The organism is Streptomyces sp. IBSNAI002 (assembly GCF_052244475.1).
Taxonomy (GTDB): domain Bacteria; phylum Actinomycetota; class Actinomycetes; order Streptomycetales; family Streptomycetaceae; genus Streptomyces.
On sequence record NZ_JBQPXG010000002.1, the window covers coordinates 8,487,467 to 8,509,616 of the forward strand.

The window sequence follows — 22,150 nt, forward strand, 5'->3', positions numbered from 1 at the left end:
GTCCGAACGGCCGCGAGTATCGGAAACTCCGAGCGGCAGCGGCCCTGCCCCCACCTCTCCGGACGCGGGCAGCCCGAGGGTCATCCCGGGCTGCCCAGAAGTGACAGCATCTCCCGGACGTCAGGAAGCAGGCTCGGGGGCGAGGTCGTCCAGGATGTGCTGGAACGGGCGGCGCAGGGCCACCGCGGCGGGGCGGGAGTCCGCGTGCAGGTACGCGGAGAGCGCGGTGCGGGCGGTAGCCGCTGCCGGCCGCGGGTCGCTCCCGGCCAGGGCGTGCTCGACGGCCTCGCCGGTGAGTACGGCCAGTTCTGCGAGTCGGGGCCGGGCGTCGGCCAGGACGGGTGCGAGGTCGGCGCGGCCGGTGAACGCCGCCACCTCCAGAGCGAGGGCCGACACGTGAGGGATGAGCCGGTCGGCGGTCTCGACGGCGAGGCCGAGGTGCCGTACCTCCGCGCGGTGGCGGCGGCGCAGCGGATTGAAGCGCATCAGGCGCTCGGCTTCCCGGGCGCGGGCGGCGGCGTCGCGGACCGCTGCGCAGTGCGCGGTGACGACGGCGAGGTTCTCGCGGGCCAGGATGGGCTCGGTGCCGAGGGCGGCCACGGACCCGGCGAGGGCCTTGAGCAGCCGCGTCCGGCAGTCCTCGGCCAGGTCCGGAAGGATGCGGCGGGGGTTCGGCGGCCACAGCAGCGGGGCGAGCACAATGGTCACCACGGCTCCGGCCGCCGTCTCCCAGAGGCGATGGAAGGCGTACGCGTCGGGAGACGGGTTGGCGAAGACCAGCAGCGAGGAGACGGCCACCTGGAGGTTCAGGCCGCCGGCCCGCAGCACCATGCCCAGGACGAGTGAGGCGGTCAACACCAGGGCGAGGGAGGCGGTCGAGGGGGGCACCAGGTTGAGGACCGTGATGCCGAGCAGCACACCCGCGACGACGCCGAGGACCCGCTGGAACGACAGGGTCAGGGCGGTCAGGGGGTCCCCGCGCAGAGCCACCAGCGGGACGACGGCGGCGTAGACCGGCGGTTGGTCGGCGCCCAGCCAGAGGGCGACCTGCCACCCGGCGACGGCTGTGACGAGGATCCGCGCCACGGTGGGTCCGTCGGTGGCCACGATCTTGCGCATGCGGCCGCCCGATTTCCCTGCCCAGGTGGCGCTCGCGCTGCTCATCCGTCCCCTTCGCGTGCCGGTGCGTAGCCGTACGAGCAGTGTGGTGCCTGTGCGCCACGTGGGCTCGGTTGCGCTGTTGGGGCCCGCGCCGCCCGGCTGGGACGGTCCTGGCCAGGGCATGTGTGATCACTGCTTGATCAACTCATCCGTGTGAGTGACCACGGGGCGGTGGGTGGAGTGACGATGACGACCCTGCCGCCACCGTCGACGGTGCAGGTCCAGCCGAAGCCCATCTGGCCCGGGCGCTCATCACACTCGTGATCCGACGCCTCGCCGCAAAGGCCCTCGTACCGACGGTTCGCACGAGGCGAGGGCGAGCCAAGGCCAGAGGGTCACATCATGTGTTCGAGGTCGCGGCGTTCCGAACCGCTGGAAGCCGCGATCGGCCGGTTGGGGGCGCGGCTTCCTCCCGAGAGGGGGCCGGTCGGAGGGTCCGCTGCTGCACAGGCTCGGACCAGGATGGTGCGCAGCGAAAGGTGCGTGTCATCGCGTCTGACTCGCTCCGGCCCACGCCGGGACCACTCATCCGATGTCCGTACCGCCCTGCGAGGAATCTCATGGCTTCTCTTCGCCGCCTTGGCATGCTGGTCACCGTCGTCCCAGTGACTGGTGGTGCTGTGGCCGCTCTCCTGGCCTGCGCCCCGCCGCCTGCCACAACCGATCACCACAGACCCGCGCCGGCTCATCACGCAGCTCCCTCGCGGATCGGCATGCCCCAGTCCGAGCAGCCGCCATCCCTGCGTCCGACGGGCAAGGACCACGGGAGGATCCTCACCCGTCTGGTCACTCTCAGCGCAGAGAAGGTCACTCTTGACGTTTGTCTTCCGTTCCAGCCTCCCAAGAAGCCCCTCCTGGGCGGACTGCCGGGAGAAACCGGGCCGTCAGCCGGCCTCAACACCGACGGCAAGGCGTACAAGGACCTCCGGAGTCTCTGCACCACGTACGAGGAGCGGTTGAACACCATTGACGCCCACCTGGCTCCGGCAGCCGAGCGCGCCCGCCCCATCCTCGCCACCCAGCGGGGCAAGCAGGAACTCGATCCGGTGATGGACCGGGTCGCCGAGAGGTTCCACTTCAACACCGCCCAGAAGGCCGCGCTTCCCTTCGCTGTCGCGGTCGCAACAGGGGTACCCATCATTCACGTGGGGTGAGCTCGGCTGAGCGCAGGGCTCAGTGGACTTGTGGCGGGCAGCGGGCGCCGACGGAGGGGTCCTCGGCATCCTGGTGCGGAACCGTGGGGACAAACCGGCCGCCAGGCGCTTCTGCCGCCGCCTACTCAGCCGGACCGGGCGGGTGCCGAGGGTGGTCGTCACGGACAGGCTCCGCTCCTACGGCGCTGCGCACCGTGAGGCGATGCCCTCGGTGCAGCACCGCTCGCACAAGGGGTTCAACAATCGGGCGGGGAACTCACATCAGCCGACGAGGCAGAGCCCACGACAACGTGACAGCACCTGGTCAATGACGTGGTCGCGGTGGGGTGCGCGACGACGAGGCCTGTGCGGCCAGCAGTGTCGTGATCGCCGCGGGGGAGATGTGGATCAGCGGCCGGGTTCGGGGCCGGTCCGGCGTGCTCCTTCCGGTGTGGGCGCCCGGAATCCCGTGACGAAAGGGTGTCCCTGCGTCCCTCACCCGCCTCTCCAGCGCCTGCCCAGTCGCGCCCGGCCCCCGGCTGTTCCTCCTGGTCCGGGGAGGGTTTGCTGCTTACGGCCGCTTCCGGGTCGCCGACTGTTGCCCGTGCCGTGAAGCTTGTGGTGAAAAGTCCGTTCCCCGCTCCGCCGTCGTGCGGGCGGGGAGCGTTGTCGGCTGCCCCGTAGCGGGCACGAACCAGGCGAGGATCATGATCTCTGTCATCACGCGCGGCGTGGCCGCTGCGCTCGTACTCTCCGCTTCCGCCCTCGCAGGGCCGGCCTTCGCGGCCGACGACGGAAGTGAGACCGGCAAGGCCAAGCCGCGTACCGAAGTGATCGAGCTGACCGCGACGAACACCGGTACCACGCGCATCGCCAGCAGCGAGCAGAACGGCATCGGAAGCCAGATCCTCATCACCTCCGACCTGGCCCGCGGCAACGACGATGACTACGGGAAAGAGGCAACCATCTGCACCCAGATGTCCCCCACCCCCGGTGCCGAACTGTGCCGGGGCACCTGGAGCCTGCGCGACGGCGAGATCAGCTGGCAACACCTCCAGCCCGCCCCCGGCACCGCCCCGCCCACCGAATTCGACGTCGCGATCACCGGCGGCACGGGCGCCTATTCCACGGCCCGCGGCTACGCCCACATCACCCGCACCTCCGTCGGTACAGAAGGCGAATACACCATCCACCTCGAACGCTGACGCGTCCAGAAGGTTTGGCGGTGCTGGAACTGACCATGGTCAGTTCCAGCGTCTTCCAACCTCACGTTGAGGCGTGGTGGAGGACGAGGACCGCCTGCACGATGTCGGTCGTCGGGTTGGTGCCGCAGCGGAGCTTCCGCAGGAGGCGCCAGCCCTTCGGCACGGCCAGGGCCTGCTCGCCGACGCAGCGGATCTTGGCGTGACTCGGATGTGCCGACCGGCGCCTTGGTGGGCCTTGTTCGCCCAGGACTTCAGGCCCAGGGCGGCGAGCGCGTCGACGATGCCATGAGCTGATCGTGTGCGAGGCCTCCGGACTGGGCGAACGCTATCCGGCCGTGGTAGGGGATGCGGGCAGTGCCCTTGGCGCCCTGTTGGGCCTGGTCGGCCCAACAGGGACATGGCGGCCGCGGTGAGCGCGTCGGTGGTGCCGTGCTCCCGGGCTGCGCGGACGTCGTGTACAGCCACGGGAAGAGCGGGTGCTCCGCCCCTGGGGGCACACGGTCATCGCCCTGGTGTAACTGCGGCCCTTGGAGTTCTGGGGGAGGTACAGGCGGTGTTCACGCGGACGGCTCGACCGGTGGTGGCGTGTCGCGTTGGGCCTCGGGCAGCTTCGGGTAGAGGTCCGTGTTCACGGCGCGTGCCACTGCTTGTATGTCGTCGACACCGTGCTTGAAGCCGTAGAACGGGGTTTTGCCCGCCGGGACTCGGTTGTCCTCGGTCAGGATCACGAGGCTTGACGAGGAGGATCCTTCGCCCTTGGGCGTGACAGTGCTGATGCTGTTGACCTTCCAGTCACCGCGGTCGAAGGCGTTGTCGGGTCCGGTCATGGAGCGCTGGAGCCAGCCGTTCTTGACGGCTGTCGATGCCGCTGCGGGTACGCCGTCGGGGCTTCCCCACCGCTCGTCGGGCCGGACCGAGCGCATGAGGTCGAGGATGTAGGTGCGCGATGCGGCGTCCAGGACTTTGTTGTCCGTGCCGTTCAGCAGGCCGAGCAGCTTGAGCTCGTCGGAGGCCGTGGTCCGGGTCAGGCCCCAGGAGATCTGATCGGGATCCGGCGCGGTCTCCTTCAGCCCGGCGGCGGTGAGGAACGCGCGGAACTTCGCCGTGTTGGCCTGGTGGGGGTTCGCAAGGTCGGAGAGGTCTTTCCACAGTGCGACGGCGGCCGTGTTGTCGGAGTTCTCGATCATGTTCGCGGCCTCCGCCTTCTGTTCCGGCGTCAGCTTTCCGTGTTCGGTGTACAGCAGCGCGGCCAGGATGGACGGCTTGACCATACTGGCGCTGTCGTACTTGCTGTCCGCCCGGAACGTGCACTGGACCCCGGTCGATGCGTCGGACATGGCGACTGCGACGTACTTGTGGGTGCCGATGGCATGTGCGATGTCCCGTTGGAGCTTCTTGTCCAGCGGCTTCTCGTCGCTCGGCGACGTACAGGTGATCTGTGAGGGCCGGACTGAGTGTGCCGACAGCCCGCCGGCGAACGCGGGAACGGCGAAGGCGACTGAGGTCGCGACGGCCAGGACACCCACAAGTGCCCGAGAGCGATTCTTTTCCATAGGAACTTCCTGTTGCGCGACAGCCAGGTAGACGGCCGGGCTCAGATGCCTCCGGCCAGACGTCCACGCTAAAAGACGACGGCGGACACGTTCACCGGACCATCGGCCCACGGCGGGGCCCGGCTCCGGTCCACCGATCGGATGGCCGGCCTTGTCCGCGAGAACCGGAATCGTCGTAGTCGTTCACGGACGGTGATGATGGTGGCGCGGTGGGTGCGGGCCGCGGCGATGTCGAGGGTCGGGCCGGGCAGCGCGATCGTTCCGCCCCACCTCATCGACGGCCGCATCACCGCCACCGGCCTGACCCTCACACTGCCGACCTCACCCTGGAAAACCTCAGTAGCGGGCGGCAGGGCCGTCTGGTGGTGGCCGTTGGGTGCCCTGCTACTGGGCGCAGTGTGCCAGCGCTTCAAAGGTGCCTTGTGGGTCCGGAGTCGACGTGACGGTGACCGTCCCACCGTTCAGCGCCGGGGCCCGTACCCCGGCGAGGCCAGTGAGGAACCGATGACCGCCGCCGATTTGGTGCCGGGAGGGCAGTACTTGTCCGCCGTCGTGGCGGGACGGTCCTGGTGCGCTGTGCTGCCGCCCGCGCCGCCCGATATCGGGCCTGGTGTCGTCGGGATCCGGAAGTGGCAGGAACGGGCCCGATGGGGATCCGGTTCGCTGGGGGCCGATGCCACCCGTGGGAAGCCTTCTCGGCTCTCCGCCAGGTCGGCCAGCGGCATCCTGTCCGTCGTGCTGGAGACGGAGCCGGCCCCGGAAGGATCATGTTCATCATGGAGAGGACGGGGAAGAAGAAGGCGTGTCCTCGGCGCTCGTTCACGCCGGAGTTCAAGGCCGCGATCGTCGAGCTGTGCCGGCGCCGCTCGGTCGGTCGGGTCGCCAAGGATTTCGATCTGACCGAGATCGCGGTGCGGGGCTGGGTGAGGCAGGCCGAGGGCGACGTGGGCGACCGGGACGGTCCGATCAGCGGCGAGCGCTTGGTGGATCGCTTCCGGGGAGATGCGCATGGTCGGGTGATCGCGAGATGAGATCGAGCCCCCGGTGCCGCATCCGCGCCGATCCACTCGGCACGGATGCGTTCTCGGGCACCGCGGGTCCGGCACCCCCACCCGATCCGCGCCACCGTGTTTCCACCCGCAGCGCCCTGACCAGCACCGACATCGCGGTCCGGGTGGCACGTACGGTCGTGTGGGACATGTTTCGGCCCAGTTCCGCCGCGTCGGCGTGAATCCGTTGACATCTGGAAGGCCCTCTCTCACCTTCGTATTGTCATGGCCACAACATTCAAGGATTGTGATGAGACGACGAAGAGCCTTCGGGCGCAGCCGGTATCCCCTCCTCGGGCTGCTGTCCGCCCTGTTGTTCGTGCTGCTGGGCCCTGTGCCGGCCGGTACGGCGGCCGCGTCCAGCTGGTGGGACCCTGTCTCCCGGCCAGCGCCCGACTCCCAGGTCAACGTCGCCGGAGCACCGTTCACCGGAACCGACGGGCAGAAAAGGGTGCGCGGCTGGGTGGACGCTCACGTGCACCTGATGTCGAACGAGGGCTTCGGCGGACGGCTGGTCTGCGGAAAGGCCTTCTCCCCGGCCGGTGCGGCGGACGCCCTCAAGGACTGCCCCGAGCACTACCCCAACGGGGTCCTCGCCCTCTTCGACATGATCACCAAGGGTGGGGACGGCATGCACGACCCGACGGGCTGGCCCACCTTCAAGGACTGGCCCGCCCATGACTCCGCCACCCACCAGCAGACCTATTACGCCTGGGTGGAGCGGGCCTGGCGGGGTGGCCAGCGGGTCCTGGTGAACGACATGGTCACCAACGGGGTCATCTGCTCGATGTACTTCTTCAAAGACCGCGGCTGCGACGAGATGTCCGCGATCCGGCTCCAGATCCAGAAGACCCGCGAACTCCAGGACTTCGTGGACACGATGTACGGCGGCCCCGGCAAGGGCTGGTTCCGCATCGTCACCGACCCCGGCCAGGCCCGCGAGGTCATTCAGGCGGGCAAACTGGCCGTCGTCCTCGGAGTGGAGACCTCCGAGCCCTTCGGCTGCAAGCAGGTCTTCGACAACGCCCGGTGCACGGCCGCCGACATCGAGCGCGGCCTGGACGAGCTCTACGACCTCGGCGTGCGCAGCATGTTCCTGTGCCACAAGTTCGACAACGCCCTGTGCGGCGTCCGCTTCGACACGGGCACCACCGGCATGGCCATCAACGCCGGACAGTTCCTGTCCACCGGCACCTTCTGGGAGACCGAGGCCTGCACTGGCCCCCAGCACGACAACCCCATCGGATTCGGGCTCGCCGCCGAGGACGGATACGCCGTCCAGACGGCCGGCGTCCCGGATGACGAGGCCCGGTCACGCATACAGGCCGCTCTGCCCGCAGGCACCGAACTCCCACGGTACGAAACCTCCTTGCAGAGCCAGGGCCAGTGCAACCGGCGCGGCCTGACTTCGCTGGGAGACTACGCCGTGCGCGGCATGGTGAAGCGCGGCATGATGCTCGAAGTCGACCACATGAGCGTCAAGGCGGCCGATCGCGCCCTGCAGATCATGGAAGCCGAGCGCTACGCGGGGGTGCTCTCCACGCACGGCTGGATGGACGAGGGCTGGACCGAGAGGGTTTACCAGCTCGGCGGGTTCATCACCGGCCACATGTACGAAGCCCCGGCCTTCAGCGCCGAGGCCCGCAAGTACGCCGCCCTGCGAGCCAAGTACGGCGCCGGCTACGGCATCGGCACCGACATGAACGGATTCGCCTCACTCCCCGGTCCGCGGGCCGCCGACGGGGACCCCGTCCGCTACCCGTTCCGCAGTCCCGACGGCGGCTCGGTCCTCGACCGGCAGGTCACCGGCTCGCGCGCGTGGGACGTCAACACCGATGGCGGCGGTACCCACTACGGCCTCGTACCGGACTGGATCGAGGACATCCGGGTCAGCGGCGGTCAGGACGTGGTGGACGAGCTGATGCGGGGCGCCGAGGGCTACCTCCGTACCTGGCAGACGTCCCGACAGCACACGGGAGCCCAGTACAACGCGTGCACCACGCTAGCCGACCCGGCCAAGGACATCGCCTACCAGGCCCATGTGGCGGACATCGGCTGGCAGGGCTTCACCGGGGCCAACGGCACAACCGCCGGCACCACCGGCCTCGGCGAGTCGCTGGAAGCCCTGCGCATCAGGGCACGAGGCGCCGGGGACCTGTGGGTCCGTGCCCACGTCCAGAACATCGGGTGGCAGCCCTGGCAGCACGTGGCCGACGGTCAGCAGGCCGAGGTGGGGACCGTCGGGCGGCACCTGCGGCTGGAGGCACTCGAGATCCGGGTCGGATCGGGCAACGTGGCAGGGCGGGGCCACGTACAGGGCCTGGGCTGGACCCCTCCGGCCGCGGGTCCGACGATCACGCTGGGCACCACGGGGAGAAGCCTTCGCCTGGAGGCCCTGTCACTGAACCTCTGCGTCTGACACGCGGGCCGTCTCGGGAAGCGCGAGGGCCATCGGCCATCCGGCAGACCCAGCCTGCACGAGGCCGTGCAACGGTCACGACCGGCGAGCCCGTGTCGCCGTCCGGGCGGCGAGCTCGCGCTCGCCGCTGGTCGGACCGTCCCGGTCGCCCGCGTCGACCTCGGCCTGCCTCACCCAGCCCCGGACCGCGTTTGACCTCAGCAGCTGACTCGGGCGGCCGCGCTGCTGCACGTCTTCGGTCCGAGCCTTCTTCGTGGTGGACAGGCTCGCCGCGGGTGGCCCTCGAAGTGGGCAGCGGTACTGCGAAAAGGGGTGGCTTCGCGCCTGGGCGGGTGGGGCCGGTCGACGCTCGGGAGCGGCAGCCGGAGCGGGCCCCCGATCCCGAGTTCGGTCGCTTCAGTGCTGCTCACCTTCCAGGCCGTGCTCTTCCTGTTCCTCGAGTGCTGCAGTCTCCCGAGATTTCAGCGCGTCTGGAGGAACACCTGGTACTCGCCCGGTCCAGTGAGTGAGGTGCGGATGATGTGGGCGTAGCCGGCGGCGGTGGAATAGGCGCCGGTGCCGCCGGTGATGGCGATGTCGAAGTCGGTGGGCGGGGCGGCGTGAGGCGGCTCGTAGTGTTGCCAGCTGATCTCTCCGTCACTCAGCCGCCAGGTCCCGTGGCACAGCTCGCCGCCTTCGAAGGGAGCGGGTCCGGTCATCTGGACGCACATGGTCGCCTCCTCTCCGGTGACGCCGTCGCGGTCGCTGGTGAGGTTGGCGGTGGTGAGGATCTGACTGCCGATGCCCTGGTCAGCCGAGCGTTCGATGCGGGTGCTCTTGACGAGCACCGAGGTCAGAGTGAACGTGGGTTCCTGCTGCGGATTGCCCGCCCCATCGGCTGCTTCGGCCGCGAAGACCGGGCCGGCAAGGATGGCTGTGGAGAGTACGAGCACGGCGGCGGCGCCACGCGCAGCGACAGAAATCATGATCCTCACCTTCGCTCTTGCCCGCATTCGGGCTGTTGGCGTCCCTACGGCGTTGTCCCGGTGGCGGGGCAGCGGTGAGGGCTCTCCGACAGATCCTCCCCGCGCCACTGGCCGACGGCGACTGGACGCGGCCGTCGGATGGACGTCCCGAGCCGTGCCGGCCCCGAAGTCCCTAGTTCCGACACGGGAGAACAAGTAACCCGCCGGTAGTATCTGGAGTCCCTGCACGCCGGTACCCGGCACCCTCGTTGAGCCTGAGCGGGTGAATACCCATAAGGCCGACTGTAGGTGGCTGATGTGCGGCAGGCGGGCGTCGTCACCTGGTTGGGGGCGTGATTGTCTGATGGTGCGTCAGGGCATGGTGGAGTACCGGCCGGCCTGTTGTTGGGGGTCGAGGGCATCGGAACGAGAACCGGCGCTGAGCGCGAGCGCCGATGGTGAGCGGCCGCGGGGCCCACCGGCATCGGCTCACCTGTGAAGTCGTTCCCCGGACGATGAGGGCGTTGTCCGTGGCGGAGCCCACCAGCGGCCTGGCGCCGACGCTCCGCCAGGTCCCCACCATCGCCGATCCGGCCTGAGCGCACGATCCGTCACGGATGTTCCTCACCCCCCCCGCTTCACGCACGACACGTCCTCAATGCCGAGCTGCGCGGCCAGATGCTCGACCACAACGCCGGATGCCTCCGTGAGACGAGAGCGGACGGGCGCGGTATGCCACCGGTTCAACCCGCCTGCATCCGCCGGCAGATCCCCTGCCCCAGCGCGCTCCGCCCCGTCTCACGCCGTTCCCTGCCGAGGGCGGGACTACTGCGGATGGCGGCTCCCGGGTCGTCGCCCGCCGACGACATCGGGAAACTCGGCACGTGAGAGCCCCCGCCCCGCGTGCTGTTCTGCTCCTTTCGCGGCTCGTGCGAGGGCTGTGTGCTGCCCGGCAGCGGGCACGGACCAGGTGAGGATCATGTTCTCTGTCATGACACGTGGCACCGCCGCGCTCGTTCTGTCCACGGTCACCCTCGCGGGGCCGGCCTTCGCGGCCGACGGCGAAGGCGGGACCGGCAAGGCGAAGCCGGGTAGCGAAGTGTTCACGCTGACCGCGACGAACTCGGTCAGCACCCGTATCGCGAGCAGTCAGCCGAACGGCATCGGCAGCCAGCTCCTGGTCACCTCCGACCTTGCCCGCGATGGCGACGCCGAGTACGGGAAGGGAGCGACCGCGTGCATTCAGGTGACACCGACCGTCGCCGAGCTGTGCCATGGGACGTTCAGCCTCCGCGACGGCGAGATCAGCTGGCAGCACTTCGCGCCGCCCCACACCGCCCCGCCCACCGACTTCGATGCCGCGATCACCGGCGGCACCGGCGCCTACTCCACCGTGCGCGGCTACATCCACACCGTCCGCACCTCCCTGCAACCGGAAGGCGAATACATCGTTCACCTGCAGCGCTGACACGCCGGCGCACCACGTTGTTCGCGGCGGCAGCGACCCATCGGCGAAGCGGGGCGTCGGAGAGGTAGTGCAGCAGCCGGACGGTGCGGATGACGCGGCCGACCTCGCGTACGGAGACGGCCACCGCATCAGGTGAGGGAACTGGGACTCGATCAGGTCGAAGTCGAAGTGGTGCGGCCCGGCTCCCCGATCACGCCGACGATAGTGTGACGACGCCCGGCGGCCGCATTCCCTGCCCGTCCGCTTCTTGTGCCCGCCGGACCACGAACGCAGACTCCGAGGTGCGGGCGGAAAGGCTGCCGGCGGATTCCGGAGTGAAGCGTGGAACTGTGGGTCATCGGACACGGTGAGCAGCCGCGAGGGGAGCAGACCTTCGTGCCGGCAGGCACGACGCTCGGCTATTTCGTCAAGGCCGGCTTCGTGAACAACATGCCGAACGGTCTCGCCGAGCTGTCGGCCCACGGCGCAGTCCACGGCCTCGGCCAGTTCGCCGAAGCGCAGGAGTACGCCGCCGGGAGCCCCGTCCCCAACCACCGCCTCGGGGCCTTCTCCGGCACCGAGGTCAACAACGTGCTGCACGTCATTTGGGGCACCGACCAGGAACACCTGTTCGTCGGGCAGCCGGGCCTCTACGACTTGATCAAGCTGTGCGAGGCCCCCAACTCCTGTCGCCCGCCGCTGCACACCTGTACGGGCGTCCTCGGGGACGCGCGGATCGTCGGCCGCAAGGTCCACATGATCGCCTGCCGCGGAGTGGTGAGCGACCTGCTGCGCAACACCCCGCCGATCATGCGTGACGAGTACGGTCCCGGACACGGCCAGTACACCCACTACACGTACGACAAGGCCGGTGAACTGCACCAGCTGGCGCTCCGGCCCGGCGGCCTGCACCAGGCGGCGGACGAACTGCAGCAACTGACCCCGGCCGTCCAGGCCATGACGCTCAACAGCTCCAAGCAGCTCCAGAAACAGATTCAGGAGCTGGACGAGGCCATGACGCGGATCCGCGGAGGCGGCGGCTGGCTCGACCCCGGCCACCTGGAGACGCTGCCCGGCCCATGGCAGGTCATCCACCGCAAGTACCACCACAAGGCGACGGTGCGCATGCCCTACGCCCTGACAGCCTTCCCGTCGATCACGACTGCGGACTGCCCGGGCAGCGTCGCCCAGTGCGTTGACGGCGCCTGGTACCCGGTGTTCGTCTCCTGGTACTGGCATGACAGGGGCACGGCGATATCCAAACCACTGCTCCGCTTCGACGAGCTACCGCAGGTCCGCGCCGTACGCCACCTGCTGGTCGGCGACTTCGAATGCGATCCGGGTAATGAGGGTGCCCTGTCGGGCGCGTTCTGGGCGCTCAGCGGCTTCTTCGAGCTGGTCAGGAAGACGAACGCCGACCGCTTCCTGCCCGCGGTGGCCCAGCTCCTGACCCAGGGCGAGGACTGCCTGGCCTCGTTCACCGCATGGGACGCGGAGCTGCGGGAGGCGCAGACGGGTCGGCCCGATGCGGTGGCCTCCGGTGACCCCAGGGCCAAAAGCCTGAAGGAAGCCGCCACGGCCGTGTTCCTGGTGGCCCGCGAGGTACTCGCCTGGCGCGACGACGCCCACCGCCGGTTCCGCGCGGCCCTGCTCGCCCTCACCGAGCGCGACATTGTGATGATCTGATCGACTTCATGAGTGTTCTCGCGTCGATGACCCGCGGCGATGGGCGTGACGGGGGTCCGGGGCCGTTTGCCCACGGCTTCGCGGGTCCGGCCGAGCCCGGTGCGGCGCTCGGCGACACGGATCGAGGGCAGGGCGAGCCGGCACAACAGGACTTGGGCGCGTATCCGCTCGTCGAGGCGGTGGTGGACGGGCCGCAGGTTCTCCCTGGCGATACGTCGACGCGCCCGGACGGCCTCGCCGGGCGGACACCGAACGCATCAAGGCGGACGAGCAGTGGCTGGTGCGGGTCTGAGCCAGGGGCGTGCACGTGAGGTGTGCGTCGAGGCGGATGAGGTTGATCGCGGATCCGGATCGCCAGACTGTCCTTCGGGAACGCAGCCCCCGCCATCCGCACGGTCTCCGGCGCGGCCCGATCGCCGGGCCGCGCGGTGTGTGATCGGAGTGCGGTCCAGAGGGTGCGTTCGGTGCGTGAGAGCCATGACGAGGGCGAGGTTGCGGGCCGACTCCGGGCGCGAGCGGCGTGGCGGTCGGCGGACCGGCTGACCGAGGGCTTGGGCGATTCGTTGCCGTCGCGGCGGCGAGGGTGACAGCCTCGGCGGTCGGGCGGGACCTGGCCGCGATGCTGGACCGGCACGTGCCCCTCGGCCAAGACCAGGCGGCGGTGCGGATGCGGGCCCGCAGGACCGACTTCGACCACGTGGTGAGGCTCGGTCACGTGTCCCCGGTCGCCAGGGCGGAGGATGTCGGCGTACACGTGAACGCGACACCGGCAAGATTCTCGTGAAGCTGGGGTGCGCCACCAAACGCCGGTGAGTTGTCGCGTTGTCGCGTTGTCGCGAGGTGCCCGGCCGCGCGGCGAGGCCGGCGCCCCCCAGGCATGAGGCATGGCGTACCGCCACCACCAGCGTCCACGCAGCAGTGCGCGGTTGGTCCCCCGAGTGGCGGGAGGCGAGGGCGACGTCCGCAAGGGCCGACCGGCGGCTGTGAAAATCGCTGTCCGATCACCGGAGCGCGGTGATAGACATCCGGCGTGGAAAAGAATCTTGAGTTCCCCGACCTGCTGCGACTGATCGATGAACGGTCGACCGCCTTCCGCGCCGTGGTCGCCGCCGCGCCCGGTCTCGACGCACAGGTGCCGTCGTGCCCTGGTTGGACGCTGTTCGATCTGGTGAAGCACCTGGGCGGGGGAGACCGGTTCTGGGCCGCCATCGTCGGCGCGGGGTCCGCCGACGCGCCCCCGGCCGAGGCCGTCGCCGCACGCGCCGCGCTGGAAGTGCCACGGGAGCGTGAGGCCCTGCTGGCCTGGCTGGAGGCGTCGACGCAGCTTCTGCTGGGCGCCCTGCGCGCGGCGGGAGCGGAGAGCGGTTGCTGGACGTGGTGGCCCGCGTCGCAGTCACCGCAGACCGCCGGCGGCACCGCCCGCCATCGGGTCCAGGAGACCGCGGTGCACACCTACGACGCCCAGCTCGCCTCGGGCGCCCCGCAACCGCTGCCGGTCGAGCCGGCACTCGACGGTGTGGAGGAGTTCCTGTTCACTGTCTGCGCAACGCCGAGTGCCTGGCCGCACAAGCCCACGGCCTTCGACTTCCACGCCGCCGAGGGCCGCTCCTGGCGCCTGACCGTCGACGGCGTCGGCGCACGCACCACTCGCATCCCCGCGCCCACCGCCGCGACCGGCGAGGACTCGGACGCGGCCGGCGCCTCCGTCCACGGCACGGCCAGTGAGCTGGTCCTCTACCTGTACGACCGGATCCAGGCCGACTCCTTGCACGTTGACGGAGACGCAGGGCTGCTCGACCTGCTCCGCGCCTGGGAGCCGGAGGAGAAGTAGGACGTAGCACGGGTAGCCGCCAGGCCCGCAGGTCGGCGGGCAGGGGCAGACCTGGTCTGCCTCGAACGCGTCCACGTCGGGCTGGTGTGGGAACGGCGGGGTTCTCGTCGAACCGTTCGTGGTGCTCGAGGCAGCGGCGCAATTGTCCGAGCGGACGGTTGAAGAGACGGCGTTGGGCGGCGGCGTGCCCGTTTCCGTGTTCGCGGCGGGCGCGGTGGTGGGCGCTGGCTCTGGACGTTCTTCCCTGTACCGGGGTACGGACTGCAGGCCGGCTCGACGAGGGCCGCGGCCCTGAGTGCCGGGGGAGCGGTGATGAGCGTCCAGTGTCAGTTTCCGCAGGCGCACCCTGCTGCGGCCTTGGCCTCGGCGGGGGTTCTCGTCGGGTCGGCGGCCTGTCCGTCGGGCGTACGGCGGGCGGTGGTTCCGCAGCACGCGTCCGGGGCGCTGTCGGCGCTCTTGCCGAGGGTGTCGGCGTCGGCCTTGACGACGTACACCTCCCACGGCTCCTTGCCCGGGCCGGTGACCCACACCTTGTCCTGGAGGGCGTAGCAGCAGGAGGTGTCGTTCTCCTCGAAGGTGGCCAGGCCCGCGTCCTTGAGCCGGGTGGCGGCGGCGTCGACCTGCCCGGTGGAGGCGACTTCGACGCCGAGGTGGTCCAGGCGGGTGTCCTCGCCGGCCTCGCCCTCGATGAGGACGAGCTTGAGCGGGGGCTCGGTGATGGCGAAGTTGGCGTAGCCCTCGCGACGCTTGGCCGGCTCGGCTCCGAAGAGCTTGGAGTAGAACGCGATCGAGGCTTCGAGGTTGGCGACGCGCAGGGCGAGCTGAACACGGGACATGGCGGTCTCCCAGCTACTTGTTTCGATGTCTGTCGATACAGTCGACCTTGCCACCGGATTGGATGACTGTCAACATAGAAGAATGTCGAAACAAGCTGGTCTGCCGCTGCTCGGACAACTCGGACAAGACGACGTCGCGTGCTGCGCGCCGATGGTCCGCGAGCCGCTCGGCGAAGAGGCCGCGGCAGAGCTGTCACGGATGTTCAAGGCCCTGTCGGACCCGATCCGGCTGCGCCTGCTGTCGCTGATCGCCTCCCACGAGGGCGGCGAGGCGTGCGTGTGCGACCTCATCGGCCCCTTCGACGTCTCCCAGGCGACCATCTCCCACCACCTGAAGGTGCTGCGCGAGGCCGGGCTGGTCGGCTCCGAGCGGCGCGGGACCTGGGTGTACTACTGGGTGCTGCCCGCGGCCCTGGCGACGCTGTCCGCGCTGCTGGAGATCCCCGCGGTGTCTGCGAACTCGCCCGCATGAGCGCGCCCGCCCCGCCCGTCCCTCTGCTGCGGCGGGCGGCAGCCGAGGGGCTGGGGACCGCCGCGCTGGTCGCGGTGGTGGTCGGCTCCGGCATCCAGGCGACCGAACTGACCCGAGATGCCGGGGTGCAGCTGCTGGCCAACTCCCTGGCCACCGTGTTCGGCCTCGGCGTGTTGATCGCCCTGCTCGGTCCGGTGTCCGGGGCCCACTTCAACCCGGCGGTCACCCTCGCCGCCTGGTTCACGGGCCGCCGCACCGGCGACGGCCCCGCCCTGCGCGACGTCGCCGCCTACGTGCCCACCCAAGTGGCCGGAGCGATCGCCGGGGCGGTCCTGGCCGACGCCATGTTCGGCAAGCCGTCGCTGGACTTCTCCACCCACGACCGGTTCGCCGGCCAGCTGTGGCTGGGGGAGACGGTGGCCACCGCAGGGCTGGTCTGGCTCGTCTTCGGCCTGGCCCGCACCAGCCGCGCGCACCTGGCGCCGCTGCTGGTCGCCTCCTACATCGGCGCGGCGTACTGGTTCACCTCTTCCACGTCCTTCGCCAACCCGGCCGTCACGTTCGGCCGGGCGTTCACCGACACCTTCGCCGGCATCGCCCCCACCTCCGTACTGCCCTTCCTCGCGGCCCAGCTGATCGGCGCCCTTGCCGGTCTCGGCCTGGTCGCCGTCTGCTTCGCCCGCCCGCCCGCCGCGGGCCAGGACGAGGCCGCCGTCCCCCACGGCAGCCGCCACCCCGCCGCCCGTTCCGCCGAAGAAAGCGCCCTGGCCTGATGAGCACCTCCGCCACCCCGTCCGTACTGTTCGTCTGCGTGCACAACGCCGGCCGGTCCCAGATGGCCGCCGCCTTCCTCACCCACCTCGGCGCAGACCGCGTCCAGGTCCGCTCGGCCGGGTCCGCCCCCGCGAGCGCGGTGAACCCGGCCGTGGTCGAGGCCATGCGGGAGTCGGGCATCGACATCTCGGCCGAAACCCCGAAGATCCTCACCACCGAGGCGGTGCAGACCTCGGACGTCGTGATCACCATGGGCTGCGGCGACGCCTGCCCCTACTTCCCCGGCAAGCGGTACCTGGACTGGCAGCTCGATGACCCCGCAGGACAAGGCGTCGCCGCGGTCCGGCCGATCCGTGACGAAATCGAACGCCGCATCCGCGGTCTGCTGGCCGAACTCCGCATCGAGCCCACGCCATGAGCACCACCGAGACAGGCGTGCGCATCGCACCCCTGCGGCCGGAGCACGCCGAGCAGGTCCTGGCGATCTACCAGCTCGGCATCGACGAGGGCGACGCCACCTTCGAGACCACCGCCCCCACCTGGGGCGCCTTCGACGCCGCCAAACTGCCGGGCCACCGCCTGGTTGCCCTCGACGACGGCCGGGTCCTGGGGTGGGCCGCCGTGGTGCCGGTCTCCGACCGGTGCGCGTACGCCGGCGTTGTCGAGCACTCCGTGTACGTCCACCCCGACGCGCGCGGCCGCGGCATCGGATCCGCGCTGCTGACCGCCCTGCTCGCCTCCACCGACGCCGCCGGCATCTGGACCGTGCAGTCCGGCATCTTCCCGGAGAACACCGCCAGCCTCGCTCTGCACCAGCACGCCGGGTTCCGCGTCATCGGCACCCGCGAACGCATCGGCCTCCACCACGGCACATGGCGCGACGTCGTCCTCGTCGAACACCGCAGCCCCACCATCACCTGACCTGCCGCCCCGCGGCCGGATCAGCACCGGGCGCCCCGGGGACCGACAAGGCCGGCTGGTCAACTCGGTGATGGGTCGGTGATGGCCGCCGGAGGTCGCGTGTGGTGTGACGAGGACTTCATCGGCCGGTACCCGCGTGACGGGCGTCCGGGTCTCTCGCCCGCTCAGCCGGCCACTGTCTGTGTGCTGCAGTTCGTTCTCGGGCTGTCGGACCGGCAGGCCGCCGCGGCGGTTCGCTGCCGCATCGATTCCAAGGACGCGATGGCCATGGAGCTGGACGATCCCGGGGATCCGCCTCAAACGCCGACCTGCACCGCCGCCTCACCAAGGTCGCGTCGTGAGTCTCGGATTTGCCTTGGCAGGACCCCTGCGGATGCACCCGTCACGAACGGGGCGCGGCGCCCGGGGCCATCATGGGGGCATGAGCAGTCATCGGTCTCTTGTCCTCGCCGCGGCGCAGGCGGCCGGTCCCTGTCCGGTGGGGGAGGAGTCGGCCTGGCGGGCGCGGGTTCGGACGTTGTCCGTCGATCTGTTCGTGCTGGGTGATGTCGTGGCCCGGGACGTTCAGCGGCTGTCCGCGGCGACCGGGTTCCCCGCGACGCTGCTGGGGATCACGGTGGAGGACTCGAGTACGCGCGGCGTGCTGCTGCTGCGCAACGTCTCGGGCGAGCCGGAGCCGGCCATCTGTACGGACCGTGGCGACACGGACGCCGGCGCGGCGATGATCGCGCGGGCGCAGGCGCTGGTGGGGCGGCGGGTGCTGGTCTACCCCGCACGACGTGCACACCTACTTGACCCGGCAGCGGATGTCCTCGCCGACCACCAGGACCACATGTACGGTGCCCACTTCGTGCAGGTCGCCGCGGAGCGCTACGGGAACTCCGCCGACCGGCCGCACTTCACGGTGCAGAACTACGTCGGCTACCCCAACAGCGCGCTGTCGCCGACGTTCGACGGGCGGGCTGCCGAGGAGAAGCCCGGCTACCTCCGCACCTACGCCCGGACGGACCACCGGAACTGGTGCGGCAGCCCAGCCGGCTGCGGCGACAGGAAAACGGCGAGCCGCCCCGGCGGCGTCGGCTGGAACCAGAAGATCCGCTACAGCCGGGGTGAGGGCACCAGCATCAACAGCAACCTGGCCAAGCACTACTAGCTAGGTGCAACGGCGTTGGCGTCGGCGATACACGGCCCAGGTGCCGGCGCCGAGAGCGCTTGCGACGAGAGCGCCCCCCACAGCGATCGCGCTCGGGTTCGCTTGCCCGATACTGCCGCCGACCCCTCCACGTGCTGGGCCGGCAACCACCTGGAAGGAGGCGAGGAGGTGTTGCGTACCCGTCCCGCACTCGAAAGTGACCTCGTGCCTGCCGAGAGCGGCGTTGTGCATGACGGTGGCGTGCCCAGAGAAGGAGTTGGCTGTCGTCCCGGGGGCCAGGCTCACCCTGCCGAAGGCGTTGGATACCGCCTGGACGGTGCTGCTGCCGCACCCTTCCATGGCCAGAGTGACGGAGGAGCCGCGAGTAACGGAGGCCGGGGAGACCGAGACGGTGGAGGCTGCCTGGGCGAGGGTGACCAGCGAGGCAGCGGTGGCTGTGAGCGCCGCGGCCGTGACAGCGAGCAGACGACAGGTGGTGAGGGACGGTGGCGCCATTTGCTTGGCTGGCATGGGTTCGGCCTCCTCTGCGCAATGCGGATTCGGCCCGCACCGTGTACCGGACGTTACGACTCGGACACGCGGACGGCGATCGGTACAGGGCGAACGAGTGAGGGACCGACGACCTTGGGTCGCGTCCCTTCTCGTGGTGTAGCCCGATCAAGCTTGAGGTCTTCACGAATCCTTGACCATCGACAGGCTGGGTCACGCCTTCGCGTTGAAGTCGCAGGGTGACGCAACGTCAGGATGTCGGCGGCCCGCGGAGCCGCGATCCCGGTTGTGAGCTGTGCCTTTGCAGGCTTGACCGGCTGCGCCACGAGAAGGCAACACCGTTGCTTTTAGGTGAGCTTGGCGCTGTCAAGGTGCTCGTCCCCGAGCACTGTGAAGCCGAGGGTGTAGGCCGCGGCCGATCGCTCCGGTGAGAGCCACTGGTTCGGTCGATGAGATGCCGTTGGCGGCGACGTGCTGGTCGGCAGGGGCGCTGAGCAGCACGATCAAGCTGACGCGCTCCGCAGAGAGGTCTGGCCGGGCGGTGACGAGGTCGCCTGCGACGCGGACGAGTGCTCGGTAGACAGTGAGTAGGGCGTAGACCTCCTGCTCCATCCCGGGGGACTGTGCGTGAGCGCAGCACGCGTCCGTCGAGGATGGTCGAGTTCAATGAGAAATGGCATGTCTAGGCCTGCCACCTGCGGTGATGCGGTTCGATCAGCTCGTGGGCCGGTTAGCGCTCGGCGTCCAGAAGGCTGGTCATCCCGCGCCACAGCTCGCTGCGGCAGGTGCCGTCGGCCAGCGTGGCCGTCATGAGGGCCTTGAGGATCCGCACCTCCAGCTGCCCGTAGCCGCGTCCGGCCTTGTACTTTCCGGCGCAGATAGTGGTCAGGTGGGAGCCGTCCGGCAGTGGGCGGCGCACCCACCTTGCCGACATGCTTGGGGAAGCGGCAGGTCAGGGCCTTCTCGTCGGGGATACCCAAGGTGGTCCCGTCGATCGCGACCACCCGCAGGCCCCGGTAGAACACCGTGCGCGTCAGCGCCACACCCGCGGTCCACCGCCGGCTCCTCATCCACTGCCAGCCCCTCGATGGCACCCCGGGCCCCCTGCGATTCCAGCTCAGGGCAAGGCGCGCCGCGAATACGAGAACCGCGTTACCGGTCTCGCGAGCAACACCCTGTAGGAGTCCTCCGGGCCGCAAGGTCATCCCGTGGCGGCCTTCCTGCGTATCTGGGTCATGCCCGTTCTTCGCGCCGAGCCGTGACGAGGTCGAGTGGACGGCCGCCCGGACGACTGCGACGAGCACTTCCTGCACGAGGGCTTGCGCCCTGCAACCCGGCGCTGTCCGCACTACCGTGCACCTGGGCCGGTGGTGTGCAGGCTGAACCACGTGATCACGTCGGCGCCGCAGCGCTCAGCTCGTGACCATGATCGTTCTCACCAGGGTTCCTGTACGCCGACTACTCACGCCCGTGGAGGCCCTGCGCGAGCGCGAGGACGACTTCCTGCGCTCCACCACCGACCTCGCACCCCGCCGACCTCGAACCAGGCCGAACGCGACCTGCGCCCCTCCAAGATCCAGAGAAGATCTCCGGACGGCTCACCGCCCCCCCGGCCGTGCTCCGCGACGCCTCCGCCGGCAGGCTGGCGACAGGCAGCCCGGTTTCCTGACCATTGGGGCATTCGTCCCTTAGGCCGCCGGGATAGGTTCCGGCCATCCGGAAACGATGGAAAGGAATCTGGAATGACCAAGGTTTTCGTGGTTTCACATGGCGTGTCCGACGAGGACAGTCCTCTGAAGCTACCGCCCTACTTCAAGGTGTCGCTCTATGCGGACCCTGGTGAGGGTACGTTGATGAACAATGCCTGCGCCGCGATCAATTCCGGCGGCGGGATCGGGGCGCGTCAGGTGATCGATGGCGCAGTGAAGGGCAGGAGGCACCTCCCGTCCTACACACTGACCCCGCTGAAGAAGGACGAAGTGAAGCGCTTCGTGGACTCGGTCAGCTCGGCCACCGGCGGCCCGGTCTACATCCTGGGGAACGACGTCGACCACCCGGGGGTCAGGGCCCTCGAAGCTCCCCAAGGTACGTACTCGGTCCGGAAGCTGCTGTTGGAGCTCGGCACGAAGCACTCGGGGAACCTGGACGTCCATCTCCTGTGCTGTCTGCACGATGCCGAGGTCCCGGCGGGTGGCGACCGGGACACCATTGCCGTGGGGAGCGAGCACAAGACGACGTACGACGCGGATCCGCGTCACGCCTTCCCCGAGTGGGACCACCGGTACTATCCGTCGCTGCGCAGGAAGAGGGATCAGATCCATGACGACCTGAAGCAGGATCCGCAGCGCACGATGCGGAACGTGGGGAAGTCGACCCGCGCTCAGCTCGACCTGAAATTTGACGAAAAGGCCATGCGTCATGTGGCGCTCTCGCCCAATGGCCCTCGCGAATACCTGGAGATGGCGACGTCCCTCTTCCCACGCCTTCTGAGCAGGGTGGCCTTTCCGGCCCTCCAGGAGGCGCTTTCCCATGACGATGTGCGCTTCGCCCTCACTGCGTATCTGAACTTGGAGTCCGTGAGCAAGGCGCCGCCGGGGTCCGGGTCCCTCGTCACCGTGGTCCAGATGATCGACGAGCTCCGGCAGCAGGGGGGTGAGAGCCGGTTCGTCCTCGAGCTCGATCTCCAGGAGTGCATCCAGGGGGTGTCCGGTCTGTGGGGCACCGATGCGGTGAACCAGTTCGATGACGCCCTCCAGGAGCGGCGGACCATCGCCATGGCCGAGGGGCAGGGCAGCTCGGACCTGCTCGCCGACCTGTACGGCTGTGACCGGTCGGAGTTGGCGAAAACGGTGGCGGGCGACGCCGGTTATTACGCCGACAGGACTCGTGAGGCGGAGTACCGCGCGGCAACCGCGCTCGAAATCGTCCGGCAGACCTGCCTCACGGGCCTGGACCCGTGGTGGACTGCGTTCACGGCGTTCTTCGAGCAGCTCTGGGCGCGCAAGGAAGCAGTCCAGGCAGCGAGGAAGTGAGCCCGCTCGCCCTCGGTGCGGGCCAGCAGGTCGGGGATATCCTCC

General features: G+C 69.6%; 19 protein-coding genes and 4 pseudogenes. 16 read left to right on the top strand and 7 right to left on the bottom strand.

Annotated elements, in window-relative coordinates; translation table 11 throughout:
• Positions 1–120 precede the first annotated feature (120 nt).
• The gene (locus ACTVZO_RS39350; protein WP_443302953.1) at positions 121–1,164 is read right to left on the bottom strand and encodes an FUSC family protein; all 1,044 of its coding nucleotides are present in this window, start codon (positions 1,162–1,164) and stop codon (positions 121–123) included.
• Between the two features lie 710 nt (positions 1,165–1,874).
• On the opposite strand from ACTVZO_RS39350, the gene ACTVZO_RS39355 reads away from it, so the two are divergent.
• From ACTVZO_RS39355 to ACTVZO_RS39365, 3 genes and pseudogenes are all read left to right on the top strand, one after another.
• Entirely contained in the window at positions 1,875–2,315 is a 441-nt protein-coding gene (locus ACTVZO_RS39355; RefSeq protein ID WP_443302954.1) for a hypothetical protein, read from the top strand.
• Between the two features lie 28 nt (positions 2,316–2,343).
• Positions 2,344–2,601, top strand: a pseudogene (locus ACTVZO_RS39360) (DDE-type integrase/transposase/recombinase); the annotation flags it as partial.
• Positions 2,602–3,001: 400 nt separating this feature from the next.
• Complete coding sequence (locus ACTVZO_RS39365) at positions 3,002–3,499, top strand: hypothetical protein (RefSeq protein ID WP_443302955.1); 498 nt, start codon at positions 3,002–3,004, stop codon at positions 3,497–3,499.
• A 61-nt stretch (positions 3,500–3,560) separates the two neighbouring features.
• Here ACTVZO_RS39365 and ACTVZO_RS39370 read toward each other — a convergent pair.
• Both ACTVZO_RS39370 and ACTVZO_RS39375 read right to left on the bottom strand, forming a co-directional pair.
• Positions 3,561–3,952: pseudogene (locus tag ACTVZO_RS39370) on the bottom strand (hypothetical protein); the annotation flags it as partial.
• Positions 3,953–4,056: 104 nt separating this feature from the next.
• Positions 4,057–5,052, bottom strand: a complete 996-nt coding sequence (locus ACTVZO_RS39375; RefSeq protein ID WP_443302956.1) for a serine hydrolase — start codon at positions 5,050–5,052, stop codon at positions 4,057–4,059.
• Between the two features lie 767 nt (positions 5,053–5,819).
• Here ACTVZO_RS39375 and ACTVZO_RS39380 point away from each other — a divergent pair.
• Positions 5,820–6,083, top strand: coding sequence for a transposase (locus ACTVZO_RS39380; RefSeq protein WP_443302957.1), 264 nt, complete (start codon positions 5,820–5,822; stop codon positions 6,081–6,083).
• A 268-nt stretch (positions 6,084–6,351) separates the two neighbouring features.
• Complete coding sequence (locus ACTVZO_RS39385) at positions 6,352–8,520, top strand: discoidin domain-containing protein (RefSeq protein ID WP_443302958.1); 2,169 nt, start codon at positions 6,352–6,354, stop codon at positions 8,518–8,520.
• Between the two features lie 461 nt (positions 8,521–8,981).
• Here the strand turns inward: ACTVZO_RS39385 and ACTVZO_RS39390 are convergent, their stop codons facing one another.
• On the bottom strand, positions 8,982–9,485 hold the full coding sequence (locus ACTVZO_RS39390; protein WP_443302959.1) for a hypothetical protein: 504 nt from the start codon (positions 9,483–9,485) through the stop codon (positions 8,982–8,984).
• Positions 9,486–10,443: 958 nt separating this feature from the next.
• On the opposite strand from ACTVZO_RS39390, the gene ACTVZO_RS39395 reads away from it, so the two are divergent.
• From ACTVZO_RS39395 to ACTVZO_RS39410, 4 genes are all read left to right on the top strand, one after another.
• Entirely contained in the window at positions 10,444–10,932 is a 489-nt protein-coding gene (locus ACTVZO_RS39395) for a hypothetical protein (RefSeq protein ID WP_443302960.1), read from the top strand.
• Positions 10,933–11,253: 321 nt separating this feature from the next.
• Complete coding sequence (locus tag ACTVZO_RS39400; RefSeq protein WP_443302961.1) at positions 11,254–12,597, top strand: putative adhesin; 1,344 nt, start codon at positions 11,254–11,256, stop codon at positions 12,595–12,597.
• 583 nt (positions 12,598–13,180) lie between these two features.
• Positions 13,181–13,381 carry a hypothetical protein gene (locus ACTVZO_RS39405; protein WP_443302962.1) on the top strand — a complete coding sequence of 67 codons (201 nt, stop codon included), beginning with the start codon at positions 13,181–13,183 and terminating at the stop codon, positions 13,379–13,381.
• Positions 13,382–13,627: 246 nt separating this feature from the next.
• Positions 13,628–14,428: a maleylpyruvate isomerase family mycothiol-dependent enzyme gene (locus ACTVZO_RS39410; protein WP_443302963.1), complete on the top strand. Its 801-nt coding sequence runs from the start codon at positions 13,628–13,630 to the stop codon at positions 14,426–14,428.
• A 94-nt stretch (positions 14,429–14,522) separates the two neighbouring features.
• On the opposite strand, the pseudogene ACTVZO_RS39415 reads toward ACTVZO_RS39410, so the two are convergent.
• Positions 14,523–14,657 (bottom strand): annotated as a pseudogene (locus ACTVZO_RS39415) (IS110 family transposase); the annotation flags it as partial.
• Between the two features lie 97 nt (positions 14,658–14,754).
• Positions 14,755–15,264, bottom strand: a complete 510-nt coding sequence (locus tag ACTVZO_RS39420) for an ArsI/CadI family heavy metal resistance metalloenzyme (protein WP_443302964.1) — start codon at positions 15,262–15,264, stop codon at positions 14,755–14,757.
• A gap of 82 nt (positions 15,265–15,346) precedes the next feature.
• Here ACTVZO_RS39420 and ACTVZO_RS39425 point away from each other — a divergent pair, with 82 nt between their 5' ends.
• The 6 genes and pseudogenes from ACTVZO_RS39425 to ACTVZO_RS39450 all read left to right on the top strand — a co-directional run bounded on the left by ACTVZO_RS39425 (position 15,347) and on the right by ACTVZO_RS39450 (position 18,584).
• Complete coding sequence (locus ACTVZO_RS39425; protein WP_443302965.1) at positions 15,347–15,736, top strand: ArsR/SmtB family transcription factor; 390 nt, start codon at positions 15,347–15,349, stop codon at positions 15,734–15,736.
• Positions 15,733–16,509, top strand: coding sequence for an aquaporin (locus tag ACTVZO_RS39430; protein WP_443302966.1), 777 nt, complete (start codon positions 15,733–15,735; stop codon positions 16,507–16,509). The genes ACTVZO_RS39425 and ACTVZO_RS39430 overlap by 4 nt, the downstream gene beginning before the upstream one ends.
• A complete protein-coding gene (locus ACTVZO_RS39435; RefSeq protein WP_443302967.1) occupies positions 16,509–16,928 on the top strand; it encodes an arsenate reductase ArsC in 420 nt (139 codons plus the stop codon). Before ACTVZO_RS39430 ends, ACTVZO_RS39435 begins: the two co-directional genes overlap by 1 nt.
• On the top strand, positions 16,925–17,431 hold the full coding sequence (locus tag ACTVZO_RS39440) for a GNAT family N-acetyltransferase (protein ID WP_443302968.1): 507 nt from the start codon (positions 16,925–16,927) through the stop codon (positions 17,429–17,431). The genes ACTVZO_RS39435 and ACTVZO_RS39440 overlap by 4 nt, the downstream gene beginning before the upstream one ends.
• Before the next feature lie 81 nt (positions 17,432–17,512).
• A pseudogene (locus tag ACTVZO_RS39445) lies at positions 17,513–17,659 on the top strand (hypothetical protein); the annotation flags it as partial.
• Between the two features lie 193 nt (positions 17,660–17,852).
• Positions 17,853–18,584, top strand: a complete 732-nt coding sequence (locus ACTVZO_RS39450; RefSeq protein WP_443303439.1) for a hypothetical protein — start codon at positions 17,853–17,855, stop codon at positions 18,582–18,584.
• A 1,219-nt stretch (positions 18,585–19,803) separates the two neighbouring features.
• Here the strand turns inward: ACTVZO_RS39450 and ACTVZO_RS39455 are convergent.
• Complete coding sequence (locus tag ACTVZO_RS39455) at positions 19,804–19,992, bottom strand: hypothetical protein (protein ID WP_443302969.1); 189 nt, start codon at positions 19,990–19,992, stop codon at positions 19,804–19,806.
• Between the two features lie 823 nt (positions 19,993–20,815).
• Here ACTVZO_RS39455 and ACTVZO_RS39460 point away from each other — a divergent pair.
• Positions 20,816–22,105, top strand: a complete 1,290-nt coding sequence (locus ACTVZO_RS39460) for a hypothetical protein (RefSeq protein ID WP_443302970.1) — start codon at positions 20,816–20,818, stop codon at positions 22,103–22,105.
• The last annotated feature ends 45 nt before the right edge of the window (positions 22,106–22,150 follow it).

Excerpts from the sequence above, each read along its gene's own strand:
- ACTVZO_RS39350 (WP_443302953.1), bottom strand. The coding sequence starts at position 1,164 with ATGAGCAGCGCGAGCGCCACCTGGGCAGGGAAATCGGGCGGCCGCATG.
- ACTVZO_RS39355 (WP_443302954.1), top strand. The coding sequence starts at position 1,875 with ATGCCCCAGTCCGAGCAGCCGCCATCCCTGCGTCCGACGGGCAAGGAC.
- ACTVZO_RS39365 (WP_443302955.1), top strand. The coding sequence starts at position 3,002 with ATGATCTCTGTCATCACGCGCGGCGTGGCCGCTGCGCTCGTACTCTCC.
- ACTVZO_RS39375 (WP_443302956.1), bottom strand. The coding sequence starts at position 5,052 with ATGGAAAAGAATCGCTCTCGGGCACTTGTGGGTGTCCTGGCCGTCGCG.
- ACTVZO_RS39380 (WP_443302957.1), top strand. The coding sequence starts at position 5,820 with ATGTTCATCATGGAGAGGACGGGGAAGAAGAAGGCGTGTCCTCGGCGC.
- ACTVZO_RS39385 (WP_443302958.1), top strand. The coding sequence starts at position 6,352 with ATGAGACGACGAAGAGCCTTCGGGCGCAGCCGGTATCCCCTCCTCGGG.
- ACTVZO_RS39390 (WP_443302959.1), bottom strand. The coding sequence starts at position 9,485 with ATGATTTCTGTCGCTGCGCGTGGCGCCGCCGCCGTGCTCGTACTCTCC.
- ACTVZO_RS39395 (WP_443302960.1), top strand. The coding sequence starts at position 10,444 with ATGTTCTCTGTCATGACACGTGGCACCGCCGCGCTCGTTCTGTCCACG.
- ACTVZO_RS39420 (WP_443302964.1), bottom strand. The coding sequence starts at position 15,264 with ATGTCCCGTGTTCAGCTCGCCCTGCGCGTCGCCAACCTCGAAGCCTCG.
- ACTVZO_RS39425 (WP_443302965.1), top strand. The coding sequence starts at position 15,347 with ATGTCGAAACAAGCTGGTCTGCCGCTGCTCGGACAACTCGGACAAGAC.
- ACTVZO_RS39430 (WP_443302966.1), top strand. The coding sequence starts at position 15,733 with ATGAGCGCGCCCGCCCCGCCCGTCCCTCTGCTGCGGCGGGCGGCAGCC.
- ACTVZO_RS39435 (WP_443302967.1), top strand. The coding sequence starts at position 16,509 with ATGAGCACCTCCGCCACCCCGTCCGTACTGTTCGTCTGCGTGCACAAC.
- ACTVZO_RS39440 (WP_443302968.1), top strand. The coding sequence starts at position 16,925 with ATGAGCACCACCGAGACAGGCGTGCGCATCGCACCCCTGCGGCCGGAG.
- ACTVZO_RS39450 (WP_443303439.1), top strand. The coding sequence starts at position 17,853 with ATGAGCAGTCATCGGTCTCTTGTCCTCGCCGCGGCGCAGGCGGCCGGT.
- ACTVZO_RS39460 (WP_443302970.1), top strand. The coding sequence starts at position 20,816 with ATGACCAAGGTTTTCGTGGTTTCACATGGCGTGTCCGACGAGGACAGT.